18 protein-coding genes and 5 tRNA genes are annotated in these 19,398 nt (G+C 65.4%); 9 read left to right on the plus strand and 14 right to left on the minus strand.

Annotated elements, in window-relative coordinates; all coding sequences use genetic code 11:
* Nucleotides 1-69 precede the first annotated feature (69 nt).
* The 5 genes from ACSYG9_RS14375 to ACSYG9_RS14395 form a co-directional block, all read right to left on the minus strand.
* Nucleotides 70-1,833 carry an LCP family protein gene (locus ACSYG9_RS14375; protein WP_454838802.1) on the minus strand — a complete coding sequence of 588 codons (1,764 nt, stop codon included), beginning with the start codon at nt 1,831-1,833 and terminating at the stop codon, nt 70-72.
* 658 nt (nt 1,834-2,491) lie between these two features.
* Nucleotides 2,492-3,634 carry a tRNA dihydrouridine synthase DusB gene (dusB, locus tag ACSYG9_RS14380; protein ID WP_454838804.1) on the minus strand — a complete coding sequence of 381 codons (1,143 nt, stop codon included), beginning with the start codon at nt 3,632-3,634 and terminating at the stop codon, nt 2,492-2,494.
* A gap of 166 nt (nt 3,635-3,800) precedes the next feature.
* Nucleotides 3,801-4,757, minus strand: coding sequence for an acyl-ACP desaturase (locus ACSYG9_RS14385; RefSeq protein WP_454838805.1), 957 nt, complete (start codon nt 4,755-4,757; stop codon nt 3,801-3,803).
* A gap of 248 nt (nt 4,758-5,005) precedes the next feature.
* Nucleotides 5,006-5,614 carry a DUF937 domain-containing protein gene (locus tag ACSYG9_RS14390; protein WP_454838806.1) on the minus strand — a complete coding sequence of 203 codons (609 nt, stop codon included), beginning with the start codon at nt 5,612-5,614 and terminating at the stop codon, nt 5,006-5,008.
* Between the two features lie 72 nt (nt 5,615-5,686).
* Nucleotides 5,687-6,145: a hypothetical protein gene (locus ACSYG9_RS14395; protein ID WP_440123213.1), complete on the minus strand. Its 459-nt coding sequence runs from the start codon at nt 6,143-6,145 to the stop codon at nt 5,687-5,689.
* Nucleotides 6,146-6,270: 125 nt separating this feature from the next.
* On the opposite strand from ACSYG9_RS14395, the gene ACSYG9_RS14400 reads away from it, so the two are divergent.
* The gene (locus tag ACSYG9_RS14400; RefSeq protein WP_454838808.1) at nt 6,271-6,909 is read left to right on the plus strand and encodes a hypothetical protein; all 639 of its coding nucleotides are present in this window, start codon (nt 6,271-6,273) and stop codon (nt 6,907-6,909) included.
* Between the two features lie 32 nt (nt 6,910-6,941).
* Here ACSYG9_RS14400 and ACSYG9_RS14405 read toward each other — a convergent pair whose 3' ends face one another.
* Nucleotides 6,942-7,832 carry a replication protein gene (locus tag ACSYG9_RS14405; RefSeq protein ID WP_454838809.1) on the minus strand — a complete coding sequence of 297 codons (891 nt, stop codon included), beginning with the start codon at nt 7,830-7,832 and terminating at the stop codon, nt 6,942-6,944.
* A gap of 218 nt (nt 7,833-8,050) precedes the next feature.
* Nucleotides 8,051-8,126, minus strand: a tRNA-Lys gene (locus tag ACSYG9_RS14410).
* Nucleotides 8,127-8,361: 235 nt separating this feature from the next.
* Between ACSYG9_RS14410 and ACSYG9_RS14415 the strand changes: the two genes are divergently transcribed.
* The 8 genes from ACSYG9_RS14415 (at nt 8,362) to ACSYG9_RS14450 (ending at nt 12,797) form a co-directional block, all read left to right on the plus strand.
* Nucleotides 8,362-9,003, plus strand: coding sequence for a TetR family transcriptional regulator (locus ACSYG9_RS14415; RefSeq protein ID WP_440123216.1), 642 nt, complete (start codon nt 8,362-8,364; stop codon nt 9,001-9,003).
* Between the two features lie 109 nt (nt 9,004-9,112).
* Nucleotides 9,113-9,185, plus strand: a tRNA-Glu gene (locus ACSYG9_RS14420).
* A 54-nt stretch (nt 9,186-9,239) separates the two neighbouring features.
* Nucleotides 9,240-9,313 (plus strand) — tRNA-Asp (locus ACSYG9_RS14425).
* A 38-nt stretch (nt 9,314-9,351) separates the two neighbouring features.
* A tRNA-Phe gene (locus ACSYG9_RS14430) sits at nt 9,352-9,428 on the plus strand.
* Between the two features lie 89 nt (nt 9,429-9,517).
* Nucleotides 9,518-9,591, plus strand: a tRNA-Asp gene (locus ACSYG9_RS14435).
* Between the two features lie 134 nt (nt 9,592-9,725).
* On the plus strand, nt 9,726-10,991 hold the full coding sequence (locus ACSYG9_RS14440) for a glycosyltransferase family 4 protein (RefSeq protein WP_454838810.1): 1,266 nt from the start codon (nt 9,726-9,728) through the stop codon (nt 10,989-10,991).
* The gene (locus ACSYG9_RS14445; protein WP_440123218.1) at nt 10,991-11,722 is read left to right on the plus strand and encodes a methyltransferase domain-containing protein; all 732 of its coding nucleotides are present in this window, start codon (nt 10,991-10,993) and stop codon (nt 11,720-11,722) included. The genes ACSYG9_RS14440 and ACSYG9_RS14445 overlap by 1 nt, the downstream gene beginning before the upstream one ends.
* Before the next feature lie 13 nt (nt 11,723-11,735).
* The gene (locus ACSYG9_RS14450) at nt 11,736-12,797 is read left to right on the plus strand and encodes a prenyltransferase (protein WP_454838812.1); all 1,062 of its coding nucleotides are present in this window, start codon (nt 11,736-11,738) and stop codon (nt 12,795-12,797) included.
* 54 nt (nt 12,798-12,851) lie between these two features.
* On the opposite strand, the gene ACSYG9_RS14455 is transcribed toward ACSYG9_RS14450, so the two are convergent.
* The 7 genes from ACSYG9_RS14455 to ACSYG9_RS14485 form a co-directional block, all read right to left on the minus strand.
* Nucleotides 12,852-13,502, minus strand: a complete 651-nt coding sequence (locus tag ACSYG9_RS14455; protein WP_454838814.1) for a class I SAM-dependent methyltransferase — start codon at nt 13,500-13,502, stop codon at nt 12,852-12,854.
* An 80-nt stretch (nt 13,503-13,582) separates the two neighbouring features.
* Entirely contained in the window at nt 13,583-14,620 is a 1,038-nt protein-coding gene (locus tag ACSYG9_RS14460) for a phosphotransferase (RefSeq protein ID WP_454838816.1), read from the minus strand.
* Nucleotides 14,617-15,702 (minus strand): TIGR03857 family LLM class F420-dependent oxidoreductase, encoded by a 1,086-nt coding sequence (locus ACSYG9_RS14465; RefSeq protein WP_454842958.1) that lies wholly within the window; start codon nt 15,700-15,702, stop codon nt 14,617-14,619. The genes ACSYG9_RS14460 and ACSYG9_RS14465 overlap by 4 nt, the downstream gene beginning before the upstream one ends.
* An 11-nt stretch (nt 15,703-15,713) precedes the next feature.
* On the minus strand, nt 15,714-16,082 hold the full coding sequence (locus tag ACSYG9_RS14470; protein WP_440123223.1) for a carboxymuconolactone decarboxylase family protein: 369 nt from the start codon (nt 16,080-16,082) through the stop codon (nt 15,714-15,716).
* Nucleotides 16,079-16,930, minus strand: coding sequence for an NAD(P)-dependent oxidoreductase (locus ACSYG9_RS14475; protein WP_454842959.1), 852 nt, complete (start codon nt 16,928-16,930; stop codon nt 16,079-16,081). The genes ACSYG9_RS14470 and ACSYG9_RS14475 overlap by 4 nt, the downstream gene beginning before the upstream one ends.
* 32 nt (nt 16,931-16,962) lie before the next feature.
* Complete coding sequence (locus ACSYG9_RS14480; RefSeq protein ID WP_440123225.1) at nt 16,963-17,712, minus strand: SDR family oxidoreductase; 750 nt, start codon at nt 17,710-17,712, stop codon at nt 16,963-16,965.
* 38 nt (nt 17,713-17,750) lie between these two features.
* The gene (locus tag ACSYG9_RS14485; RefSeq protein ID WP_454838819.1) at nt 17,751-19,220 is read right to left on the minus strand and encodes an aldehyde dehydrogenase; all 1,470 of its coding nucleotides are present in this window, start codon (nt 19,218-19,220) and stop codon (nt 17,751-17,753) included.
* Nucleotides 19,221-19,398 lie beyond the last annotated feature (178 nt).

Below are 19,398 nucleotides of genomic sequence, written 5' to 3' on the forward strand. Positions count from 1 at the left end.
GCGTCCGAGGGTCCTTATCACGATCAGAGAGTGAACCGGAGGTGAACGACGCGGATGGGTTCAGCGCTCTCAGCTGCAGGGATCGGCGGCGGCGTTGGTAACGGTGAGGTCGGCGGGTAGCTGGACGGCACCCTCGGCGTCGGCTTCTTCGATGGCGACCGGTTCGAGCGGGCTCCCGGGCGGCGTGGGTGACACGACGACACCGTCGTAGCCCGATCCGAGAACGACCTCGACCACGTTGCCGATCGACGAATCCGATGCACGCTGCAGCACCGCACCGGGGAACGTCGAGGCGACCGTCATCGCTTCGGCCTCCATCCCGGGAGCGAACCGGACGACCGTGTGTGTGCTGGTGCCTGTGTAGTTACCGGTGTTGTAGATGGGGAACCCGTACATGGCAAGTTCGTCGGCAGTGCTTGCGGCGAGCCCGGACACATCCGATGCGTTGGATACCTGCACCGACACCCAGGACGGATCGACCGCCGAGAGGGAGGGGGCCATCTCCGGCGGCGCGTCCGGATCGGCCTCGGCGGCCGGGTCGCGCTTTTCTCCCGGAAGGGGCTGGTCGTCGATGATCGCGGTGAAGATGGCTTCGATGTCGTCGAGCCGGGGAATCTCGTTGCCCCACTCGGTGGTGCCTGCAGTGGGTGTGGTCAGGAAAGTCACGGCCCCGGCGTCGACATTCTGAAGGGACCGGCCGAGCTTCACCAACGAATCGGCGTTGACGTTCTCGACGAAGGTCGCGCGGGTGAAGGCACCGATGAGACCGTTCAGCTTTCCTGGGTCGAGCAGGACCTTGTTCGACAGCGCGGACCGCAGCAGCGACGACAAGAACTTCTGCTGGCGGTTGATACGCGAATAGTCGCTGTTGATCTCGGACTCGACCTTGCGCGCACGAACGTAATCGAGGGCTTGCCGACCATCGAGAAGGTGGGTGCCCGCCGTGTCGATGATCGTGCCGAGCTCACCGTCCACCAACGGAGTCGGGGTGCAGACCTCGACACCGCCGACCTCGTCGACCATCGATTCGAAGCCCGCGAAGTCGATACCGACGAAGTGACCGATCTTCAGGCCCGACATCTTCTGGATCGTCTTGACCAGGCATTTCGGACCGCCCAGGGCGTATACCGCGTTGAGTTTGTCGCCATCGGCCGCGGGGTGGATCTCCGAACTGTAGTCGCCGGTCGAGCTGTCCCACGCGAGACAGACCGGCCGTTCGACATCGAGATCCCGGGGGAATGACACCGCAACGACGCGACTGCGATCGGCGGGAATGTTGACGAGGATCGCGACGTCGGCACGAGAGCCCTCCGCGTCTTCGACGCTGCCTGCACCCACCTCGCCGCTGGCGCCCGCACGCGTATCGGTACCGACGATCAGGTAGGTCTCGTCACCGGTCTGCCCGATCGGATCGACGATGTCTGCGGACTCGGTGTCGAGCGCTGCGATCTGAGAGAACCCGGCCTCCGTCGCTCGGAGATAACTCCAGACCGACCCAGTACCCACCAGGGCGACGACGGATACGAGCGCGACCGAGGCACGCGCGAACAATCGGAGTTTCCGTTTCTTGCGCTTCTTGCTCAACGCCAGCCGGCTCAGTCCGTCGCCGGCCACCGCATGGGGCGTCGCCGTCGGCTCGTCGCCGACATCGTCGGGCTCTGTGCCTGGCCCTTGGGGGGCTACGGCAGTGGCCGGCGCGACCGATCTGGTGCGGTCATGGTCGGCCGGGGTTGCCCGGGCCGGGACGCGGCCATGAGGTGGGTGAGCGGGGGGAAGCGCCGCCGCCGCGGTCAGTGGAGGTGGATCCGTCCGCTGCGGGGGTGTCGCTTCCACGGGCGTGCGAGGTTGCTGATGCGGTGGCCCGGATACGCGTGGAGGCCGCGACGCCACCGGAGGCGGAGCCTGCGGCGTCCGGGGCGCAGGCGGAGTATCGGGAGCCCGAGGTGACGTGGGCGGTCGTGGTGCCGGGGGAGGTGGAGATGCGGCGGGAGGCGGCGGCAGTGACGGTGCTGACGGGGCAGGCGGCGATGACGAGGTGGACGGTGATGACGGGGTGGAGGGGGGCGAATTCTTCTCGCGATCCACCTTGTTCATCAGCTCCGCGACGGTGAGCTGTTTCGATTTGTCTGCAGAGTCGTTGCGCCTGCTGCGTGCGCTCTCGCTGCGGCGGCTGTCGGAGCGAGAACCGGCACTTCGTCCGGTGTCCGACCGAGCGCGATCGGTTTCTGCACTGTCGGCCCGGTCCCGACGGATTCGGCCGGAGTGTGCGTCGCGGTTGGAGGGGTCGGCGATCGGTCGCTCCCAGGGGGCACGACTGTCGGGCGAACCCGGATCGTGCTCCTCATCCACAGATGCCCCGGCCTCTCCGCGTCGCGTTTCCGCACTCGTAGTGTTCGCCCTCGGTCCGAGCGACCTCGCCATGATACTGATTGCCGGGCGACGAACGGAGATGTGCGAGCTTTGTCTCGCTCGGATGGTGAATCAGCGCAGTTCAGCCACCAGAGTGCATGATGTCCGCGCCCGCTGGGACCAGAGTGTCGTCGGGGTCGTCGAGCCATCCGTCGGGAAGTGCCACGGAGCTGGGGGAGCCTTGGCGGCCACGCGGGCCTTCGGCATCGGCCGGGAACGGGACGGCCGGGTCGAGCAGGCCGAGGAGATCGTCGAGTTCGCTCAGCGACGACACCCGCGCCAGGCTGCTCCGGACTTCTGAACCCGCTGGGAAGCCACGCAGGTACCAGGCGATGTGCTTACGGATTTCGCGCATGCCCTTGTCTTCACCGTGGTGATTCGCGAGCAGCGTGGCGTGGCGGCGCATGATCACTGTGACCTCGCCCAGCGTGGGAGGGGTGGGGATCTCCCTGCCGTTCAGCGCCGCGCTCAATTCGGCGAACAACCAGGGACGCCCCAGGCACCCGCGTCCGACGACGACACCGTCGCATCCGGTCTGCGCCATCATCTTCTCGGCGTCCTCGGCATCGAAGATGTCGCCGTTGCCCAGGACCGGTACGTCCGTGACATGGTCCTTGAGGCGGGCGATCTCGTTCCAGTCCGCGGTGCCCGAGTATCGCTGAGCAGCGGTGCGGGCGTGCAGTGCCACAGCAGCAGCACCCTCGGCTGCAGCGATGCGCCCCGCATCGAGGTGGGTGTGGTGTTCGTCGTCGATGCCGATGCGGAACTTGACGGTGACCGGGATATTCGTGCCCTCGGTGGCGCGTACCGCCGCCGCGACGATCTGTCCGAACAAGCGACGCTTGTAAGGCAGAGCCGATCCACCGCCCTTACGGGTGACCTTGGGGACGGGGCACCCGAAGTTCATGTCGATATGGTCTGCGAGGTCCTCGTCGACGATCATCTTCGCTGCGGCATATGTCGTGTCGGGATCGACCGTGTAGAGCTGTAGCGAACGGGGCGTCTCGGTGGGGCCGAACGTGGTCATGTGCATCGTGACCGGATGACGTTCGACGAGGGCGCGCGCGGTCACCATTTCGCACACGTACAGGCCGGACGTGCTGCCGCTCCGCTCGAGTTCGAGGTCGCGACACAGAGTGCGAAATGCGACATTCGTCACCCCGGCCATCGGAGCCAGCACGACAGGGCTGTCCAATTCGAGCGAGCCGATCTTCAGGGCAGACATGAGAACCTCGAGAAAGCGTTGTGGTGCAAAGGAATACGACCAGGTTCCTGCAGGCGCAGGGTGGGACACCTGTGCCCGGCGCCGAAACCGGCACCGGGCACAGGATAACTGCCGGCGGTGGTGGCGCCCGAATCGGTCGATTCGGGCTCGGGCTCCACTCGCAGCGTCAGGAAACGGCTCCGGCGCGCTCGCGCTTGGCTGCCTCGCGGGCGAGAGAACGGTCGCGCATCTCCTCGAACTTCACGGTCTGCTTCTCGAGGTCTTCGAGGAAGGTGCCGAGTTCGTCGAGCGTCTGGGCGCCGGCGCTACCGTAGTCGCGATCGAACAGCTTCCACTTGCGCAGAACGGGCATCACGACGTCGTCGAGGTGCTGGCGCAGGTCGTAGATGCCGTGCTTTGCCATCAGGACGCCGTTGCGACGGAAATTGGGCATGCCTGCGCCGGGCATCTGGAAGTTCTTCAAGACCTCGGTGATCGCTTCGAGGGCTTGGACCGGCGCCACGTCGAGGGCTGCTTCGCAGATGTTGCGGTAGAAGATCATGTGCAGGTTCTCGTCGGCGGCGATGCGCTGGAGCATCTTGTCGGCGATCGGGTCGTCGCACGCGTGGCCGGTGTTGCGATGGGAAACGCGGGTCGCAAGCTCCTGGAAGGTGACGTAGGCGACCGAACGCAACAAACCCGTATCTTCGTTCGGCGACGCGAACCCGTTCGTCATGTGCTCCATTCGGGCGTTCTCGAGCGCCACCGGATCGACACCGCGCGTGACGACGAGATAGTCGCGCATCACGATGCCGTGCCGGTTCTCTTCCGCCGTCCACCGTCCGACCCATGTGCCCCACGCGCCGTCGCGCGAGAAATTCACGGCGATCTCGCGGTGGTAGGAAGGCAGGTTGTCTTCGGTGAGCAGGTTGGTGATCATCGCGGCCTTGGCCACCTCGCCGAGGCGTGACTGCTCGGGATCCCAATCGCTGCCGCCCATCGCGGCGAAGTTGCGGCCCTCGTCCCACGGCACGTAATCGTGGGGATGCCAATCCTTCGTCATGGAGAGGTGTCGGTTGACGTTCGCCTCGGCCACGGGCTCCAGCTCACGCAGTAGCTCCAGTTGAGTCAGGACTCGCGTCATGAATTCGTACCCCTGTCCGTGTGATGTCGTGTCGTGCTGCAGCCTACGGGACCGTAGGTTTGTGCCCGTCGAAGTCTGTCGCCGCGCACCGGAACCTGGCAGCCGATCGGAATCACAATGTTGCCTGTCACAAAATGTCCGTGGCTACGGTACCGGGTCACCGCTGTGCACCGCCGGAAGTCCCTGAATCGGAAACGGCCCCGGGTGGGTCCGAGGCCGTTTCCGCACGAGAGATCAGGTTGTGCTGATCAGCGCTTTCCTCCGCCCAGCAGCCCGCCGAGCAGCCCGCCGAGCCCGCCGCCGGAATGACCGCCGAGGACGCCCCCGAGTATGTCGCCGAGTCCGCCGCCGGTGTTACCCGAGCCGCCCGCAGCGTTCTTCAGAAGTCCGCCGAGCAGGTCGCCGAGAACGCCCTGGTTGCCTGCGCTCGCGGTGGTCGAGGCGGGAGCGGATCCGCCGGTGATCTGCTTCGCGAGATAGGACAGCACGATCGGCGCCAGGATAGGCAGCAGTTGCGCGATGAGGTCTTTGCCTCCGGAACCGTTGACCGAACCGAGGGTGCTGATGACCTGGTCCTTGTTGGCACCGAACACGTTGGCGACGATCTTGTTGCCGTCCGCGGTGTCGACCTTTGCAACATCGACACCGCCGTCGAGGATCGTCGAACCCGAGTGCTTGTTCACGGCCGACATCAAAGACGCCGCGCCCGCCGTGTCCTGAGCATTCGCGTCCAGGCCACCGACGAGAGTCGGGAGGGCCGCGCGGACCGCGGTCTCCGCCGTTGCGGTGTCGACGCCGAGTTCGCGCGCCACCTGATCTATCGGTACCTGGGAGATCAGTTCGTCAAGACTTGCCATGTGGACCCTCGCCTGGTCAGGGCACCCCACCGAGAGGCGCCGGTGTGGTGAGAGTATCGACCGTGTCACAGTTCAGCCGCGTGCCGGCTGGCGGGAGGGTCTTCGTAGCGAAACGAGGCAGCACACCAGGCTGACGAGGGTGCCACTGACCAGCAGTACGAACCCGTTCTGATTGGTCAGGGCAGTGCTGTGGTTCTCCACCAGATAATCGCCGTGAGACTGGAAGATACGCACGGCTGCAGTCGCACACACCGTAAGGGCGAGGACGGTGCCGGCCCAGCCGGTGACCACGGAGTCGAACAGTGCGGCGATCAGCAGTAGTACTGCTGCTGCCGCGAGCGGAACCGCGAGTGACTCGTACAGCGGTAGGCCCGCAACGGCGAGGCTCGTGGGATCGCCGCTCGGAAATCCGTCGCGGAGCCCGGAAAGAGGGGCTTCGGTGGAACGAACCCCGCCGACCATGGGCAAAACGGTGCCGATGCCCAGCGCCACGGCAGCCAGGAACAGGCCCAGATCCACGAAACTGCGCATGTGCCTCCCACCGAATTCGATTCGCGCGTGCTCACACTATCCAAACCGGGGCGGCGAACGCGGGGTGAAACGCCAGGACACGGAATCGAATCCACTGCGAGCCGGGTGGACCGTAGGCTGAGTACATGTCTGACGCCAGGACATCGTCCGAAATCGAGCGAGCGGGAATGAAGCCGTGGCTCAAGAAGACCATCGCAGTGGTTGTGACTCTGCTCGTACTCGTCGTCACCTATTTCGTGCTCGCCGCCTTCCTGCCTCGGTGGTGGGCGCAACGCGTCGCCGGCCTCGCCGAAGGGGGATTCTCCCGCGGAATCATGTGGGGCCTGCTCTTCGGAATCCTGTGCACCGCGATCCCGCTCGTTCTCCTCGTCTGGGTCTGGCAAGTGCGCGGGTGGAAGTACGGTCGCGGCGTCCAGATCGCCCTCACGGTGCTCGCGCTCGTTGTCGCGATACCGAACCTGATGACGCTCAGTGTGGTGCTCGGCGGTGGGAACGCGGCGCACGCCGGTGAACGGATCATGGATGTCGATGCGCCCGGATTCCGGGGGGCCTCCCTGGTCGGAGCTGTTATCGGCGTCCTCGTGTTCGTGTTTCTCGTCATCGCGGTGGCGCGATACCGGAAGCGCGGGAAGGACCTTCGTGCTGCGCGCGCCGACCTCGAGCGGAAGGCTGCGGACGCAGAGAAGCGCGACACCGATCCACGGGGTGGCTCAGCCGACGGTGTACCCCCGGAGGGTTTCTCGAGGGGTTCCGTGGATCGCTGACCATTGCCCGAAGTCGGCATGAATTCTCACCATCACGCGGCTGCCCGTCCCCCGGCATGGGTGCGACAGACGCACCGGACGGCGAGGTCGTCGTCGTTCATCACGTACCCGGTGCCTTCGCAGGCGGTGCATTTGGCGGTGCCGTAGTAGGCGGGCGTGGGCGTGGGGCGGGGGAGTGGCATGGCTTTCCACAACCGGATCCAGCCCTGCGCGTAGAGAGTCGGGTTGGCGTCACGATGCATGGCCTTCGCGCGCTCGGCGAGTGCTGCGGCGCCGTGCAGATCGATCATCGCGAGGATCTCGCTCTTCTGGGCGGGCTTCACGTGCTCGAACGATCCGGGGAGACCGGCGTGGGCGCAGGCGTCGATCAGTGCCGCGTAGTTGCGGTCGCGCTCGTCGAGTTCTTTCTGGGCGGAGTCAGGCAACGACAACGAGGTCCCGACCATGTCGACAGGTGACGTGTCGGCCTGACCGGTGTTGTTGTCGGTTTCAGTTCTTGGTGATCCATCCTTTGTAAAGGCGCCCGTCTGTCCGTCGCGCGGCTGACCGGAAGTCGATTTCCTGGTCTTCGGTTCGGGAATCGTGGTGTCGCTGGTGACGGGCTCTTCGTAGATGGTCTGGATCGTGGCCCAGCGGCCCTTCTCGTTCTGCACCTTCTCGCGGACGAGGTACCCGTGGGCGACGAGTTCGCGCATCACGGTGCGGATCGCTTCGCGTCCCTCGAAGGGGGACTGGTCGGCGATCACTTCGGAGCGGATGCTCCAGTCGAACGGCTTGGAGAGGAGCCAGATCAGGACTCCGCGGGCGCGGAAGCTGAGGGCTTCGTTGTTGATGATCGTGTTCGAGAGGATGGTGAAGTTGTCGGCGAGGCGTGGGCCGCGACGGATACCGCCCGTGCTCGAGACATGGGTATGCTGGGACATCGTTCGACTCCTTTTCAGTCGGACAATCGCCCGTCGCGAGGGCCTAATCTCGCGGCGGGCTCTTTTTTGTTGTGGTCGAACCTTGGCACAAGGTGTCGCACGTTGTCCATCGGTCGCGGCACACCCAACGCTCAACCCGATCGGGGAGCGATTTGGCAATTGGTTGGTACGCACGAAAATGACCTGGCGTCCTCCGAAGAGAATCACCAGGCCATTGCTGGTGCCCCCAGTAGGGCTCGAACCTACGACCTGCGGATTAAAAGTCCGTAGCTCTACCAACTGAGCTATAGGGGCATGGGCGCACAGTGTAACCACACCGCGCCGCCTGATCGTATCCGACGCGCAGCCGAATACTTCAATGGGCTCGGGTGCACACCCCCTGCTTCCGCACCCGAGCCGCGGAAAGCATACCACTCGGTGTGTTCTGTGGTTCATGGTGCTCCGAAGGTCAGGTCCCGCGGTCACGAGGGATGCTGCGCGACTACTGTTTCGTTTCGGGGATCGGATACTCGGAAGGCTCGATTCGCTCATGTCACGTCAACAGGAACGTGCGCGTCGTACGCGTTCCGCCATCATCAGGGCGGCTGCAGTCGAGTTCGCCAAGCGTGGCTACGGCGCCGCGTCGATCAACTCGATTCTCGAACACTCGAACGCCACCAAGGGCGCCATGTACTTCCACTTCGCGTCCAAGGACGAACTTGCGCGCGCGGTGCTCGAAGAAGGTCTCGAGCACTACCGGGCGATCGTGACTCACTGGGTCGGGGCAGCAGACCTCGACCCGTTCGAGCGCCTGCACGGGATGATCGCCGAGCTCGGAGAAGCTCTCCACAACGACGATGTGATTGCGGCCGAGTTCAGACTCGTCACCGAACCCGAGTTCATGAACGAAGCGCGATTGCGTGGCAGTTATATCTGGGGGAGAGCGGGCTACCAGCTCGCGGTCGAAGCGCAGGAGCAGGGATTGTTCCGTCCGGACGTGGATATTCGTAGGTTCGTCGAGGCAGTCGGATCGTCGCTGGCCGGCCAGCGCTACCTCGCGGACCTCACCTCGCCGGACATCGACGTCAAGTCGAAGTTCGAAGCCTGTCTCGAGGTCCCGCTCGAAGCGATGGCCTCGGAGCAGTGGCTGGCTCGCTGGCGGGAGCGGGGTTGGCCGCGAACAGCGGAATGACGGCATGACCAGCTGATTTGTGAATCAGGAATGCCGTGACATAAGCTGTGCAAGCTCCCAGCGGAACGGAAAATCCCGTTGAGGGTACGGGTCGGAGGAATCCGGTCGGGCCCCCTTCGTCTAGCGGCCTAGGACGCCGCCCTTTCAAGGCGGTAGCGCGGGTTCGAATCCCGTAGGGGGTACACTTCGGTTTCGGCCGAATGTGTGCAGTACGCTGGCAGAGAATTGAATAGCAAGGCCCTGTGGCGCAGTTGGTTAGCGCGCCGCCCTGTCACGGCGGAGGTCGCGGGTTCGAGTCCCGTCAGGGTCGCAGAAGTTTGCGATCGGCATTCGGTTCGGGTGCCATCCGGCCAGGTAGCTCAGTTGGTACGAGCGTCCGCCTGAAAAGCGGAAGGTCGCCGGTTCGATCCCGGCCCTGGCCACCACGATGGTTGCGTTTCGACCATCGAAAAATGAATACAAGTGGCCCACCGCGTGCGGTGGGCCCAGCTATGAGAGCCCGATGGGTTCCTATGGCCCTGTGGCGCAGTTGGTTAGCGCGCCGCCCTGTCACGGCGGAGGTCGCGGGTTCGAGTCCCGTCAGGGTCGCTCTGCGCGAAGGCCCGGTATCGATGAGATACCGGGCCTTCGTCGTCGTTACAGCACTGTCGCCGACCGGTATTCGGTGTGCTCGGCTACCGCGACCGAGTGAACATGTTCTAGTGTGTGCCCTACGTAACTGCATGGACACGCGTCCGAACAATCCGGGGGTTGATGTGCGCATAGCTCTGCTGTCGTACCGGAGCAAACCGCACTGCGGAGGTCAGGGCGTCTATATTCGCCACCTCAGTCGGGAGCTCGCAGCCCAAGGTCACGACGTCGAGGTCTTCTCGGGCCAGCCGTACCCGGAACTCGATCCGTCGGTGACCTTGACGAAAGTTCCCAGTCTCGATCTCTATCGCGACGACGACCCGTTCCGTACGCCGCGACCCGGCGAGTACCGCGACCTGATCGACGTCCTCGAGGTTGCCACCATGTGGACGGCCGGGTTCCCGGAACCGCGCACCTTCGGCCTTCGCGCGGCCCGGCTCCTTCGTGATCGAATCGCCGATTTCGACGTCGTCCACGACAACCAATCACTCGGATCCGGTCTCCTCCGCATCGCAAAGGACCTACCGCTGGTCGCGACCATCCACCACCCCATCACGCGCGACCGCGAACTGGATCTCGCCTCGGCAACCACCGTGCGTCGCAAGATCACCCTGCGGCGGTGGTACGGATTCCTGCGAATGCAGGGGCGGGTGGCCCGGAAGATACTGATGCTGCTCACCGTCTCGGAGAACTCCGCCGACGATATTCGCACCGCGTTCGACATCGAGCAGGACCGGATCCACACGATTCCCCTCGGCGTCGACACCGATCTGTTCGCTCCCGCGACCACGCCTCGGGTCCCGGGCCGCATCGTGTGTGTGGCCAGCGCCGACGCTCCTCTCAAAGGAGTGCCGACGCTGCTCGAAGCGGTGGCCAAATTGCACACCGAGCGCGAGATCGAGCTCGTGCTCGTTTCCAAGCTCGCCCCCGGCGGCGCCACCGAGCGTCGGATAGAAGATCTCGCGATCGGCGATGTCGTGCGCACTGTGTCGGGGATCGACGACGCCGCGCTTGCGGAGCTACTGGCGTCGGCGGAGATCGCTGCGGTCCCGTCGTTGTACGAGGGCTTCTCGTTGCCTGCTGTCGAGGCCATGGCGTGCGGGACACCCCTCGTGGCCAGTCGCGCAGGCGCGATTCCCGAAGTCGTGGGCGACGCCGGCGAGCTCGTGCCACCGGGTGATGCCCAGCAGTTGGCTGACGCGATCGCGGCACTGCTCGACGATCCGGCGCGCAGGACGCAACTGGGCACCGCTGCCCGCGCCCGCGTCGAAGAGAAATACAGCTGGGCTGCGGTCGCCGCGCAAACCGCGAACGTCTACGAGAACGCGATCGCCGTACACGAAGGAAGGAGTAACTGATGTTGACCGTCGACTTCGATCGGCTGGGGGTGCGGCCGGGTTGCCGCGCGATAGACATCGGCGCCGGCGCAGGCAGGCACTCGTTCGAGCTGTACCGGCGCGGTGCGGACGTCGTTGCCTTCGACCGCAGTGCCGACGACATGAAAGCGGTCGCCGACATGTTCGTGGCGATGGAACTCGAGGGCCAGGTACCCGAAGGGGCCCTTGCCCGCGCCGAGGTGGGTGACGCGCTGGCGTTGCCTTATGCCGACGAGACCTTCGACGTCGTCATGATTTCCGAAGTCCTCGAACACGTTCCCGAGGACGATCGCGCGATCGCGGAGTTCGTGCGGGTCCTCAAACCCGGTGGTGTCGCAGCTGTGACTGTCCCGCGATGGTTACCCGAGAAGATCTGTTGGGCGTTGTCGGACGCGTACCACGAGGTCGAGGGCGGGCACGTCCGCATCTACAAGGCGGACGAGCTGGCCACGAAGCTCGGCGCGGCCGGTTTGACGGTGCGCGGGACCGACCACGCTCACGCTCTGCACTCGCCGTACTGGTGGCTCAAGTGTGCGGTCGGCGTCGACAACGAGAACAATCCACTGACCAAGGCCTACCACCGGATGCTCGTGTGGGACCTGATGGAAGGTCCGTGGCTGACCCGGACCGCGGAGAAACTCCTCGACCCCGTTATCGGCAAGAGTGTCGTGTTCTACCTCGAGAAGCCGGGTGCATCCGGTGCGCCGCAGTGAGTTCCATCGCCGGATGATGCCGGAGGTACCCGGTGTGCTGTCGCGCGACGAATGCTATGCGACAGGGCAGGCGATTGCGCGCATGCAGGAGCCGTCCGGGGCAATTCCCTGGTTTCCGGGCGGTCACACAGATCCGTGGGACCACGTCGAGTCCGCAATGTCGCTGACGGTCACCGGGCTGCGTGAGGAAGCGTCGGCTGCCTTCGGATTCCTTCGCAGTACACAACGTTCCGACGGTTCATGGCCCGTGAAGTTCCGGAACGGGATCATCGAGAACGCCGATACCGACAGCAACTTCACCGCGTACATCGCGGTGGGGGTGTGGCACCACCATCTCGTGACCGGCGACCGGATGTTCACGTCCGAGATGTGGCCGACCGTGCGAGCCGCGCTCGACCACGTCGTCGACATGCAGTTTCCCGGCGGCCATATCGCGTGGGCGCGTGGGTCGGGCGGACTCGTCGACGAGGCGCTGCTCACCGGATGCGCCAGTATCCACCAGAGCTTGCGGTGCGGGGTTCAGCTCGCAGAACTCGTCGACGACCCGCAGCCGGAATGGGAAGTGGCGCTGTATCGATTGGGGCATGCGTTGCGCAGGCACCCCGAGGTGTTCACGCCGAAGCCCGAATACTCGATGGACTGGTACTACCCGATACTCGGTGGCGCGCTGCGAGGCCCCGAAGCCCATCGGCGCATCCGCGAGCGATGGTCCGATTTCGTCGTGGACGGACTCGGTATCCGCTGTGTCGACCACAAACCGTGGGTGACCGGCGCGGAGACGTGCGAGCTCGTTCTCGCGCTCGATGCCCTCGGCGACAGCGAACGAGCACACGAGCTGTTCGCGTCGATGCAGCACCTGCGCGACCCGGACGGTTCGTACTGGACGGGCCTTGTCTACGACGACGGTAAGCGGTGGCCCGTCGAGGTCAGCTCGTGGACGAGCGCGGCGGTGATCCTTGCGGCGGATGCGTTGTCGCGGACGACCGGCGGCAATGCGGTGTTTCGTGATGCTGCAATGCCCCGGGGGCAGGTGGGTCGTGATCGCTGCACCGAGCACTGCGAGGTGTTCGTCTGACACTGCACCGAGCAATGCGAGGTGTTCGTCTGAGGGAGTATCCGAGCCACACCTTTACGAGCCGACGACCCCTCCGGTGCGTTCGAGCACTCGCAATGATCCGGTGACGGAGACTTCGGTGAATTCCCCACTTTCGAGTGCGCGGCAGTAGATCTCGTACGGGGGGCGTCCGCCGTCGGCGGGGTCGGGGAACACATCGTGGATGATCAGGGCGCCTCCGGGCTCCACCCATCGTGCCCAGCCCGAGTAATCGGCCTGCGCCGCTTCGCTACTGTGCCCGCCGTCGATGAAGACGAAGGCGAGCGGCGTTCGCCAGAACGCCGCGACCTGAGGAGAACTGCCCACGACCGCGACGACGTGCGACTCGAGACCCCCGTCGGAGAGGGTGTGCCGCAGTTTCCCGACCGTATCCAGCTTGCCGGTGTGCGGGTCGACCAGCGACGAATCGTGGTACTCCCAGCCCGGTTGGTGTTCTTCGGAACCGTGGTGGTGATCGACGGTGACGATGGTGCCGCCTGTCGCCTTCGCAGCCTCGCCCAGGTACACCGTGGAGCGGCCGCAGTAGGTGCCGATCTCGACGCCCACCCCGTCGCCGAGATAGCGGACGGCTGCGTCGTGCAACGCCGTGCCCTCGTCGATGGGCATGAAACCCGGTGTTGCTTCTGCGAGTTCGATCGCCTCGCGGGGGAGGGTGGTGCGAGTCATCGCGGTCGGTCTCCGTTCGTCGGACGAGCTGAATATTCGTGTGCCACATTACCGAGAGCACTCGGCACGCGATACCGCCGTCATCCGGTAGCGCCGAGGCTGTCCAGGTCGCGGATCGCCGCGCACGAACGTGTCACCATCGCGGCGAACATCCGGTCACCTCGTTCGGTTCGGGTGCCGAAGGCGCACCCGAACACCGCGATGAGCGGACCTTGAAGTGCGCCGAATCGGTAGTCGTCCCAGCACTCGGAGAACGCATAGCGTTCCACGCCGCCCTCCATGAGCCTGCGGTGGTATGCGGTGACCAGATGGTGTTCGTGTTCGCGACGTAAGGCAGGTGGCAACGATGTGCCGAGAAAATACGCGAGGTCACGCGCGGCGAGTCCCACGGTGATCGTCTGCCAGTCCACGGCCGCCACCCCGGGCACACCGTCATCGGGGAACATCAAATTGTCGAGGCGGTAATCGCCGTGCAGCACGGTGAAACGCTCACTGCGAGCAAGTATCCACTGTTCCGTGGCATCGACGCACCCACGCAGCGTGTCGTGGTCGCTGTCGTCGAGCAGATGCCCCAGATCGGTCATGAAGGTATCCACCGCGGGCCCGTACAGTTCGGAGAGCATGCGGGCCTGCGCCTCGTCGGAATGTCCGAGCCATTCCAGACCGAGCAGAGCCGGGTCGTTCCACCGTGGCGCGTGCAGGTCGGCGAGATTGCGAACGGCGTCGAGTGCCTGTCCCGGTGTGCATCCGCGGATCTGATCACCTTGGCGGGCGGGGGCAAGGTCTTCGAGAAGGAGCGTGAAGTTCCCGTCCTCGCCCAGGGCCGCGTAGTGACATCGGGGAGCACGGACCGAGACGGTTGCTGCGAGATCGGTGTAGAACCGGACTTCGCCGCGGTACGCGCCGGCGAGCATCGCGCGTACGCCGGTGTCGGCTGCGGGTAGTTTGGCGACGAGTCGTTCCGGCACCCCGTCGCCGGTGAGTTCGAGTCGGTAGCACGTGCCGATCTGCCCGGTGCCGATCGTCTCGGCGCGGACGCTGTGTACGGGAGCGTCGAGGGCAGCACTGAGCCACTCGGGGGTCAGCTCCGCAATATCGGAAACGACGGTGTTGCTCACCGAGTACTCCATCCGGGATTTGCGGGTAGATGTGCGAAACGGTGGGGAGTGCGGATGTGCCGCCACGCGTCGAGTACCGGAGCGAGCTCTGCGGGAGTGGCTCCGTGCAGGATCACGCTGTCGGCGCCGGCGTCGAATTGGTCGGCGATCCGCTCGGCGCACTGGTGCGCGGTGCCGGTGGCCGACGCCGCGAGCCAGTGTTCGGGCAACTGCGCCTCCAGGTGCCGGAGTACCTCGTCGGTGCCGGTCGCATCGAATGCGCCTTGGTGTTGCTGCACGATCGGGTCTGCGCGGAACCGCTCGAGATCGGCAGGGGACCACCCGTTGGCCTTGACCAGCACGTCGCCGTAGCCCTGGAGATAGGTGGCGAGTCTGCCCACGAGTTTGCGTCGTCGCTCGGTGTCGGGGATGGACTCTTCGACGGTCGCCAGTACCGACCAAATGCGGACGGAGGCCGGGTCGCGTCCGGCTACGGCAGCGGCGTCGCGCACGATCTTCACGGCCCGCGCCACTGTCGCGTCGGAGAAGAAGGTGTGCAGGACGACGCCGTCGGCGATGCGTCCGGCGAGTTCTAGCGATCGGTCGCCGAGTGCGACCATGAGAATCGGGATGTGATCTGTTCCGTCGGCGGTGCGGCGCAGGTACGGAAACGTGCCGGCGGGGCCGTCGTGGCCGACTGCCGCGTCGCCGCGGAACAGCGTGCGGAGAAGCCCGACGGTGTCGTCGAGCCGTGCCGACGACACCCTGGGCAGACCCATCAGATCGAACAGGGCATCGAAGCCGCGGCCGAGTCCGAGGGCGTAGCGGCCCCCACTGAGCCGGTGGGCGGTGGTGGCCATGGTTGCGGTCACCACCGGGTGGCGGGTCTGGGGATTCGTCGCGGCGGTACCTATCCCGATCGATTCGCTGATGGCCGCGGCTGCCCCGGCGAGCACACCCGCGTCCTTGGTGTCGAATCGTTCGGACAGGAAGACCGCGCCGAGACCGAGTTGTTCGCCGTGACGGATCTCATGGAGCAATGCGCGCGGGTCGGGGGCGTGCCCGGCAAGCGCGTAGAAGCCGAGTTCGGGGAACTTCGGCATGTCAAGCGTGGTCACGACCGCGTCGCGGCACGGCGTTTGCCGAGCACACTCCCGACTGCGTTGTCCAGCTTCGTTCCGAGTGGCCAACCCACATAGTGCGACAGGAACAATGCGATCTCTCGCAGCTGTTCCTCGTCGAGTTCGTCGTTCTGCAGGGCAGCGCCGAGCTGGATCTCGGCGACGTCGCTGAGCCCCTGCGCCGTCAAGGCTCCGAGTAGCAGTAGCCGGCGGTCGCGGATGCTCAAACCCGGTCGCGACCAGATGTCGGCGAACAGATGATCGGCGGTGGCTGCGAAATGGGCACCGGGCCCGTCCTGGAACTCGAACCCGTAGACCTTGCCCATCATCTCGAGGCCGCGCTGGCGCCTGTCGTCGGTCATGAATGCTCCTCCATGCTGTGGGTGCGTGCGACGTCGCCGATCCCGACTCCGAGGCCGGGACCGAGGCCTGCGAGGGAGCGTGTGGCGAGGGGAAGTTCGACGTCGAGTCGGTCGCCGAGCGCCATGGCGAGCGCCAGATCCTTCTCGCCCAGCGCTCGCACGTGCGAGAAGATCGGAAACCACGAATCGTCGGGTTCGAGTGGGGATGTGTTGTCGCGCCACATGATCGATCCGGCACCCCCTGTGATCGCGTCGGTGTGCCGGACGACCTTGCCGAGTTCGGTGATGTCGATTCCGGCGGCCTCTGCGAGGCGTTGGGCTTCGGTCGCGGCGGTGAACGAGACGAAGTGGAGAAGGTTCCGTGCGAGTTTCATGCGGGTGCCTGCACCGACCGGCCCGGCGTGGACGACCAGCGCGGCGAATGCGCTGAACGGATCTCGAACCTTCTCGAACGCTTCATCCGATGCGCCGACCATCACCGCCAGCGCCGCCTTCTTCGCGCCCGCAGCGCCACCGCTGACCGGTGCATCCACGAACTCCACGCCGTGCGTTGCGCACAGCGCGCCGAGATCGACGGCTGTGGTGTCGGAGATCGTCGAGTGCACGGCGATCACAGTGCCGGGTTCCGCGCTCGACAGCAGTCCGTCGGGGCCGGCTACGACGTCGCGGACCTGGGTGTCGTCGAGGACGGTGACACACACGATGTCGCTGACGGAGGCGAGTTCTGCGGCGTTCGAGACGGAGTGGGCGCCCGCTTCGACAAGCGGGGTCACGGCGTCGGGGTTGGTGTCGAGGACGGACAGCCTGTCGGTGTGGTCGAGCAGCCGGTGCGCCATCGGTGCACCCATGTTGCCGAGGCCGATATAGCCGATGCGGATCGTCACGACCGGATCACCTGCCCGCCGTCGACGTTGAAGATCTGACCGGTCACCCAGCCCGCGTCGTCGGATAGCAGGAACAGGCACATGCCGACGAGGTCGTCGGGTGTGCCGATGCGCTTGAGCGGAAGCTGCTTCACCATGTCGGCGACCATGTTCGACGGTGTGGTGGTGCGTGTGGCCTCGGTGTCGATGGGTCCGGGTGCGATCGCGTTGATCCGGATGTTCGACCCGCCCAGTTCGACGGCGAGTTGCTGTGTGAGGCCGTTGATCCCGACCTTTGCGAGACCGTAGAAGCCCGAGTACACCCAGGCGGCAGTGGACGACTGGTTGACGATCGAGCCTCCACTCCTCGTCATGTGAGGCCACACGGCGCGGGTGATGTTCAGGGCCCCATCGAGATTGACGCTCATGAACTTCTTGTAGTAGTCCCACGGCACGGTGAGCAGGAGATCGAGTTTCATTCCGCCGTAGATCGCGGCGTTGTTGACGACGTGATCGATTCCCCCGTACGTCTCGACGGTCTTGTCGGCGAGTTCCTTCGCCGAATCCGGATCGGAGACATCCACGGGTAGAAATGTGGCGGTTCCGCCGTCGACGACGATCTGCTTGGCCACCTGCTCGCCGAGTTCGGCATCGATATCGGCGACCACCACGCGCGCACCTTCGGCGGCGAGTGCACGTGCGTATGCCTCACCGATTCCTTGGGCTGCTCCCGTGACGATCGCAGTGCGATCGGTGAATCTGGACATATGGCAGGTCCTTTCGATTAAGTGGGGCACTGCGAACGTCAGAGCGCGGGTTCTGCGACGAGCTTGGTCTCCAGGTACTCCTCGAACCCGGCGAGGCCCATCTCGCGGCCGATGCCGGACTGCTTGTATCCGCCGAACGGAGCGTCCGCGGCGTACCAGATGCCGCCGTTGACTCCGAGGGTGCCGGTGCGGACTCCCGCGACGACTCGTGCGATGCGGTCGGGGTCGGTGCCGTAGACCGCACCGGAGAGTCCGTAGGGGGAGTCGTTGGCGATGCGGATCGCGTCGTCGTCGCCGTCGTGGGGCAGGATCACCAGCACCGGACCGAAAATTTCTTCCTGCGCGGTGCGGGCGGAGTTGTCGAGTCCCGAGATCAGGGTGGGTTCGACGAAGAACCCGCGGTCGTGCTCGGTGGGCCGTCCGCCGCCGACAACCACCGTGCCGCCCTCCTCGACGGCGAGACGGATGTAGCCCTCGACGCGGTCTCGCTGTCGGGCCGAGATCAACGGCCCGCAGACGGTGCCGGGGTCGCGGGGGTCGCCGGGGCGCAGCCCCTGCAGAGTGTTCGCGGTGGCCTCGACCGCTTCGTCGTACCGGGCGCGGGGCACGACGAGTCGAGTGGTGATCGCGCAGCCCTGACCAGCGTGTGTGCACACCGTGAACGCCGCCATCGAGCACGCCGCGCGGAGGTCGGCGTCGTCGAGGACGAGAAACGCGGACTTGCCACCGAGTTCGAGGAAAACCTTCTTGAGCGACTCCGATGCGGCCCGCATGACCGACTTACCGGTTGCGGTGGAACCGGTGAACGAGATCAGGTCCACTCGGGGGTCCTCGGCGAGCAGTGCGCCGATGCGGTGGTCGCTCGAGGTGACGATGTTGAGCACTCCAGGTGGGAGGTCGGTCTCCTCGGCCGCGATCTTGCCGATGAGCGCTGCACACCAGGGGGTGTCGGGCGCGGGCTTGAGAACCACGGTGTTACCTGCGGCAAGTGCCGGCCCGATCTTGGCGAAGTTGATCTGGTGCGGGAAGTTCCACGGGGTGATCGCGCCGACCACGCCGGTGGCTTCCTTGAGCAGGTACCGGTGGGTGGGAATGCCCATGGGGGAGGCATTGCCGAGATCTTGTTGCCACGAATAACTCTCGGCGAGATCAGCGAACCACAGCAGGTCGTCGACAGGCCCTTCGAGATGAGCGGCGGCGGTCAGGAACCGGGGCGCGCCTACCTCGGCGATCGTGATCTCCCGCAGTTCCTCGATGTGACAGTGGATGGCGTCGCGGAGTTGGCGCAGGCAATGTGCGCGGAAGGTGTGGTCGCGGGACCAGTCGGTGTGGTCGAAGGCGCGGCGGGCCGCGTCGATCGCAGCGTCGAGATCCGCAGGGGTGCCGTCGGCCGCGTGGCCGAGCACCTCCTCGGTGGTGGGATCGATCACCTCGAATGTGCCGCCGCTGCCGGGGACGAGTTTTCCGTCGATCAGGAGCATGGAACTGTCGGTCGGGCGCAATGTCATCAGACGATTCCCTAACGTTCTGGACAGGTGTCTGGACTATAGTTCGACACGTTCCGGGAAAGCAATGGTTCGGGTAGATGTCCGTACGGGGGAGCTTGATACGGAGAAATCGAGTGTGCAGTTGTGGCCGCAATTTTCGAGAAAGACGACAACGACTGCACACTCGAACGTGGTCAGG

The sequence above is a fragment of the Rhodococcus sp. SJ-2 genome, assembly GCF_053750035.1.

Excerpts from the sequence above, each read along its gene's own strand:
- ACSYG9_RS14395 (WP_440123213.1), bottom strand. The coding sequence starts at position 6,145 with ATGCGCAGTTTCGTGGATCTGGGCCTGTTCCTGGCTGCCGTGGCGCTG.
- ACSYG9_RS14485 (WP_454838819.1), bottom strand. The coding sequence starts at position 19,220 with ATGACATTGCGCCCGACCGACAGTTCCATGCTCCTGATCGACGGAAAA.
- ACSYG9_RS14450 (WP_454838812.1), top strand. The coding sequence starts at position 11,736 with ATGATGCCGGAGGTACCCGGTGTGCTGTCGCGCGACGAATGCTATGCG.
- ACSYG9_RS14455 (WP_454838814.1), bottom strand. The coding sequence starts at position 13,502 with ATGACTCGCACCACCCTCCCCCGCGAGGCGATCGAACTCGCAGAAGCA.
- ACSYG9_RS14415 (WP_440123216.1), top strand. The coding sequence starts at position 8,362 with ATGTCACGTCAACAGGAACGTGCGCGTCGTACGCGTTCCGCCATCATC.
- ACSYG9_RS14440 (WP_454838810.1), top strand. The coding sequence starts at position 9,726 with ATGGACACGCGTCCGAACAATCCGGGGGTTGATGTGCGCATAGCTCTG.
- ACSYG9_RS14480 (WP_440123225.1), bottom strand. The coding sequence starts at position 17,712 with ATGTCCAGATTCACCGATCGCACTGCGATCGTCACGGGAGCAGCCCAA.
- dusB (WP_454838804.1), bottom strand. The coding sequence starts at position 3,634 with ATGTCTGCCCTGAAGATCGGCTCGCTCGAATTGGACAGCCCTGTCGTG.
- ACSYG9_RS14470 (WP_440123223.1), bottom strand. The coding sequence starts at position 16,082 with ATGACCGACGACAGGCGCCAGCGCGGCCTCGAGATGATGGGCAAGGTC.
- ACSYG9_RS14445 (WP_440123218.1), top strand. The coding sequence starts at position 10,991 with ATGTTGACCGTCGACTTCGATCGGCTGGGGGTGCGGCCGGGTTGCCGC.
- ACSYG9_RS14475 (WP_454842959.1), bottom strand. The coding sequence starts at position 16,930 with ATGGGTGCACCGATGGCGCACCGGCTGCTCGACCACACCGACAGGCTG.
- ACSYG9_RS14385 (WP_454838805.1), bottom strand. The coding sequence starts at position 4,757 with ATGACGCGAGTCCTGACTCAACTGGAGCTACTGCGTGAGCTGGAGCCC.
- ACSYG9_RS14465 (WP_454842958.1), bottom strand. The coding sequence starts at position 15,702 with ATGCCGAAGTTCCCCGAACTCGGCTTCTACGCGCTTGCCGGGCACGCC.
- ACSYG9_RS14400 (WP_454838808.1), top strand. The coding sequence starts at position 6,271 with ATGTCTGACGCCAGGACATCGTCCGAAATCGAGCGAGCGGGAATGAAG.
- ACSYG9_RS14390 (WP_454838806.1), bottom strand. The coding sequence starts at position 5,614 with ATGGCAAGTCTTGACGAACTGATCTCCCAGGTACCGATAGATCAGGTG.
- ACSYG9_RS14405 (WP_454838809.1), bottom strand. The coding sequence starts at position 7,832 with ATGTCCCAGCATACCCATGTCTCGAGCACGGGCGGTATCCGTCGCGGC.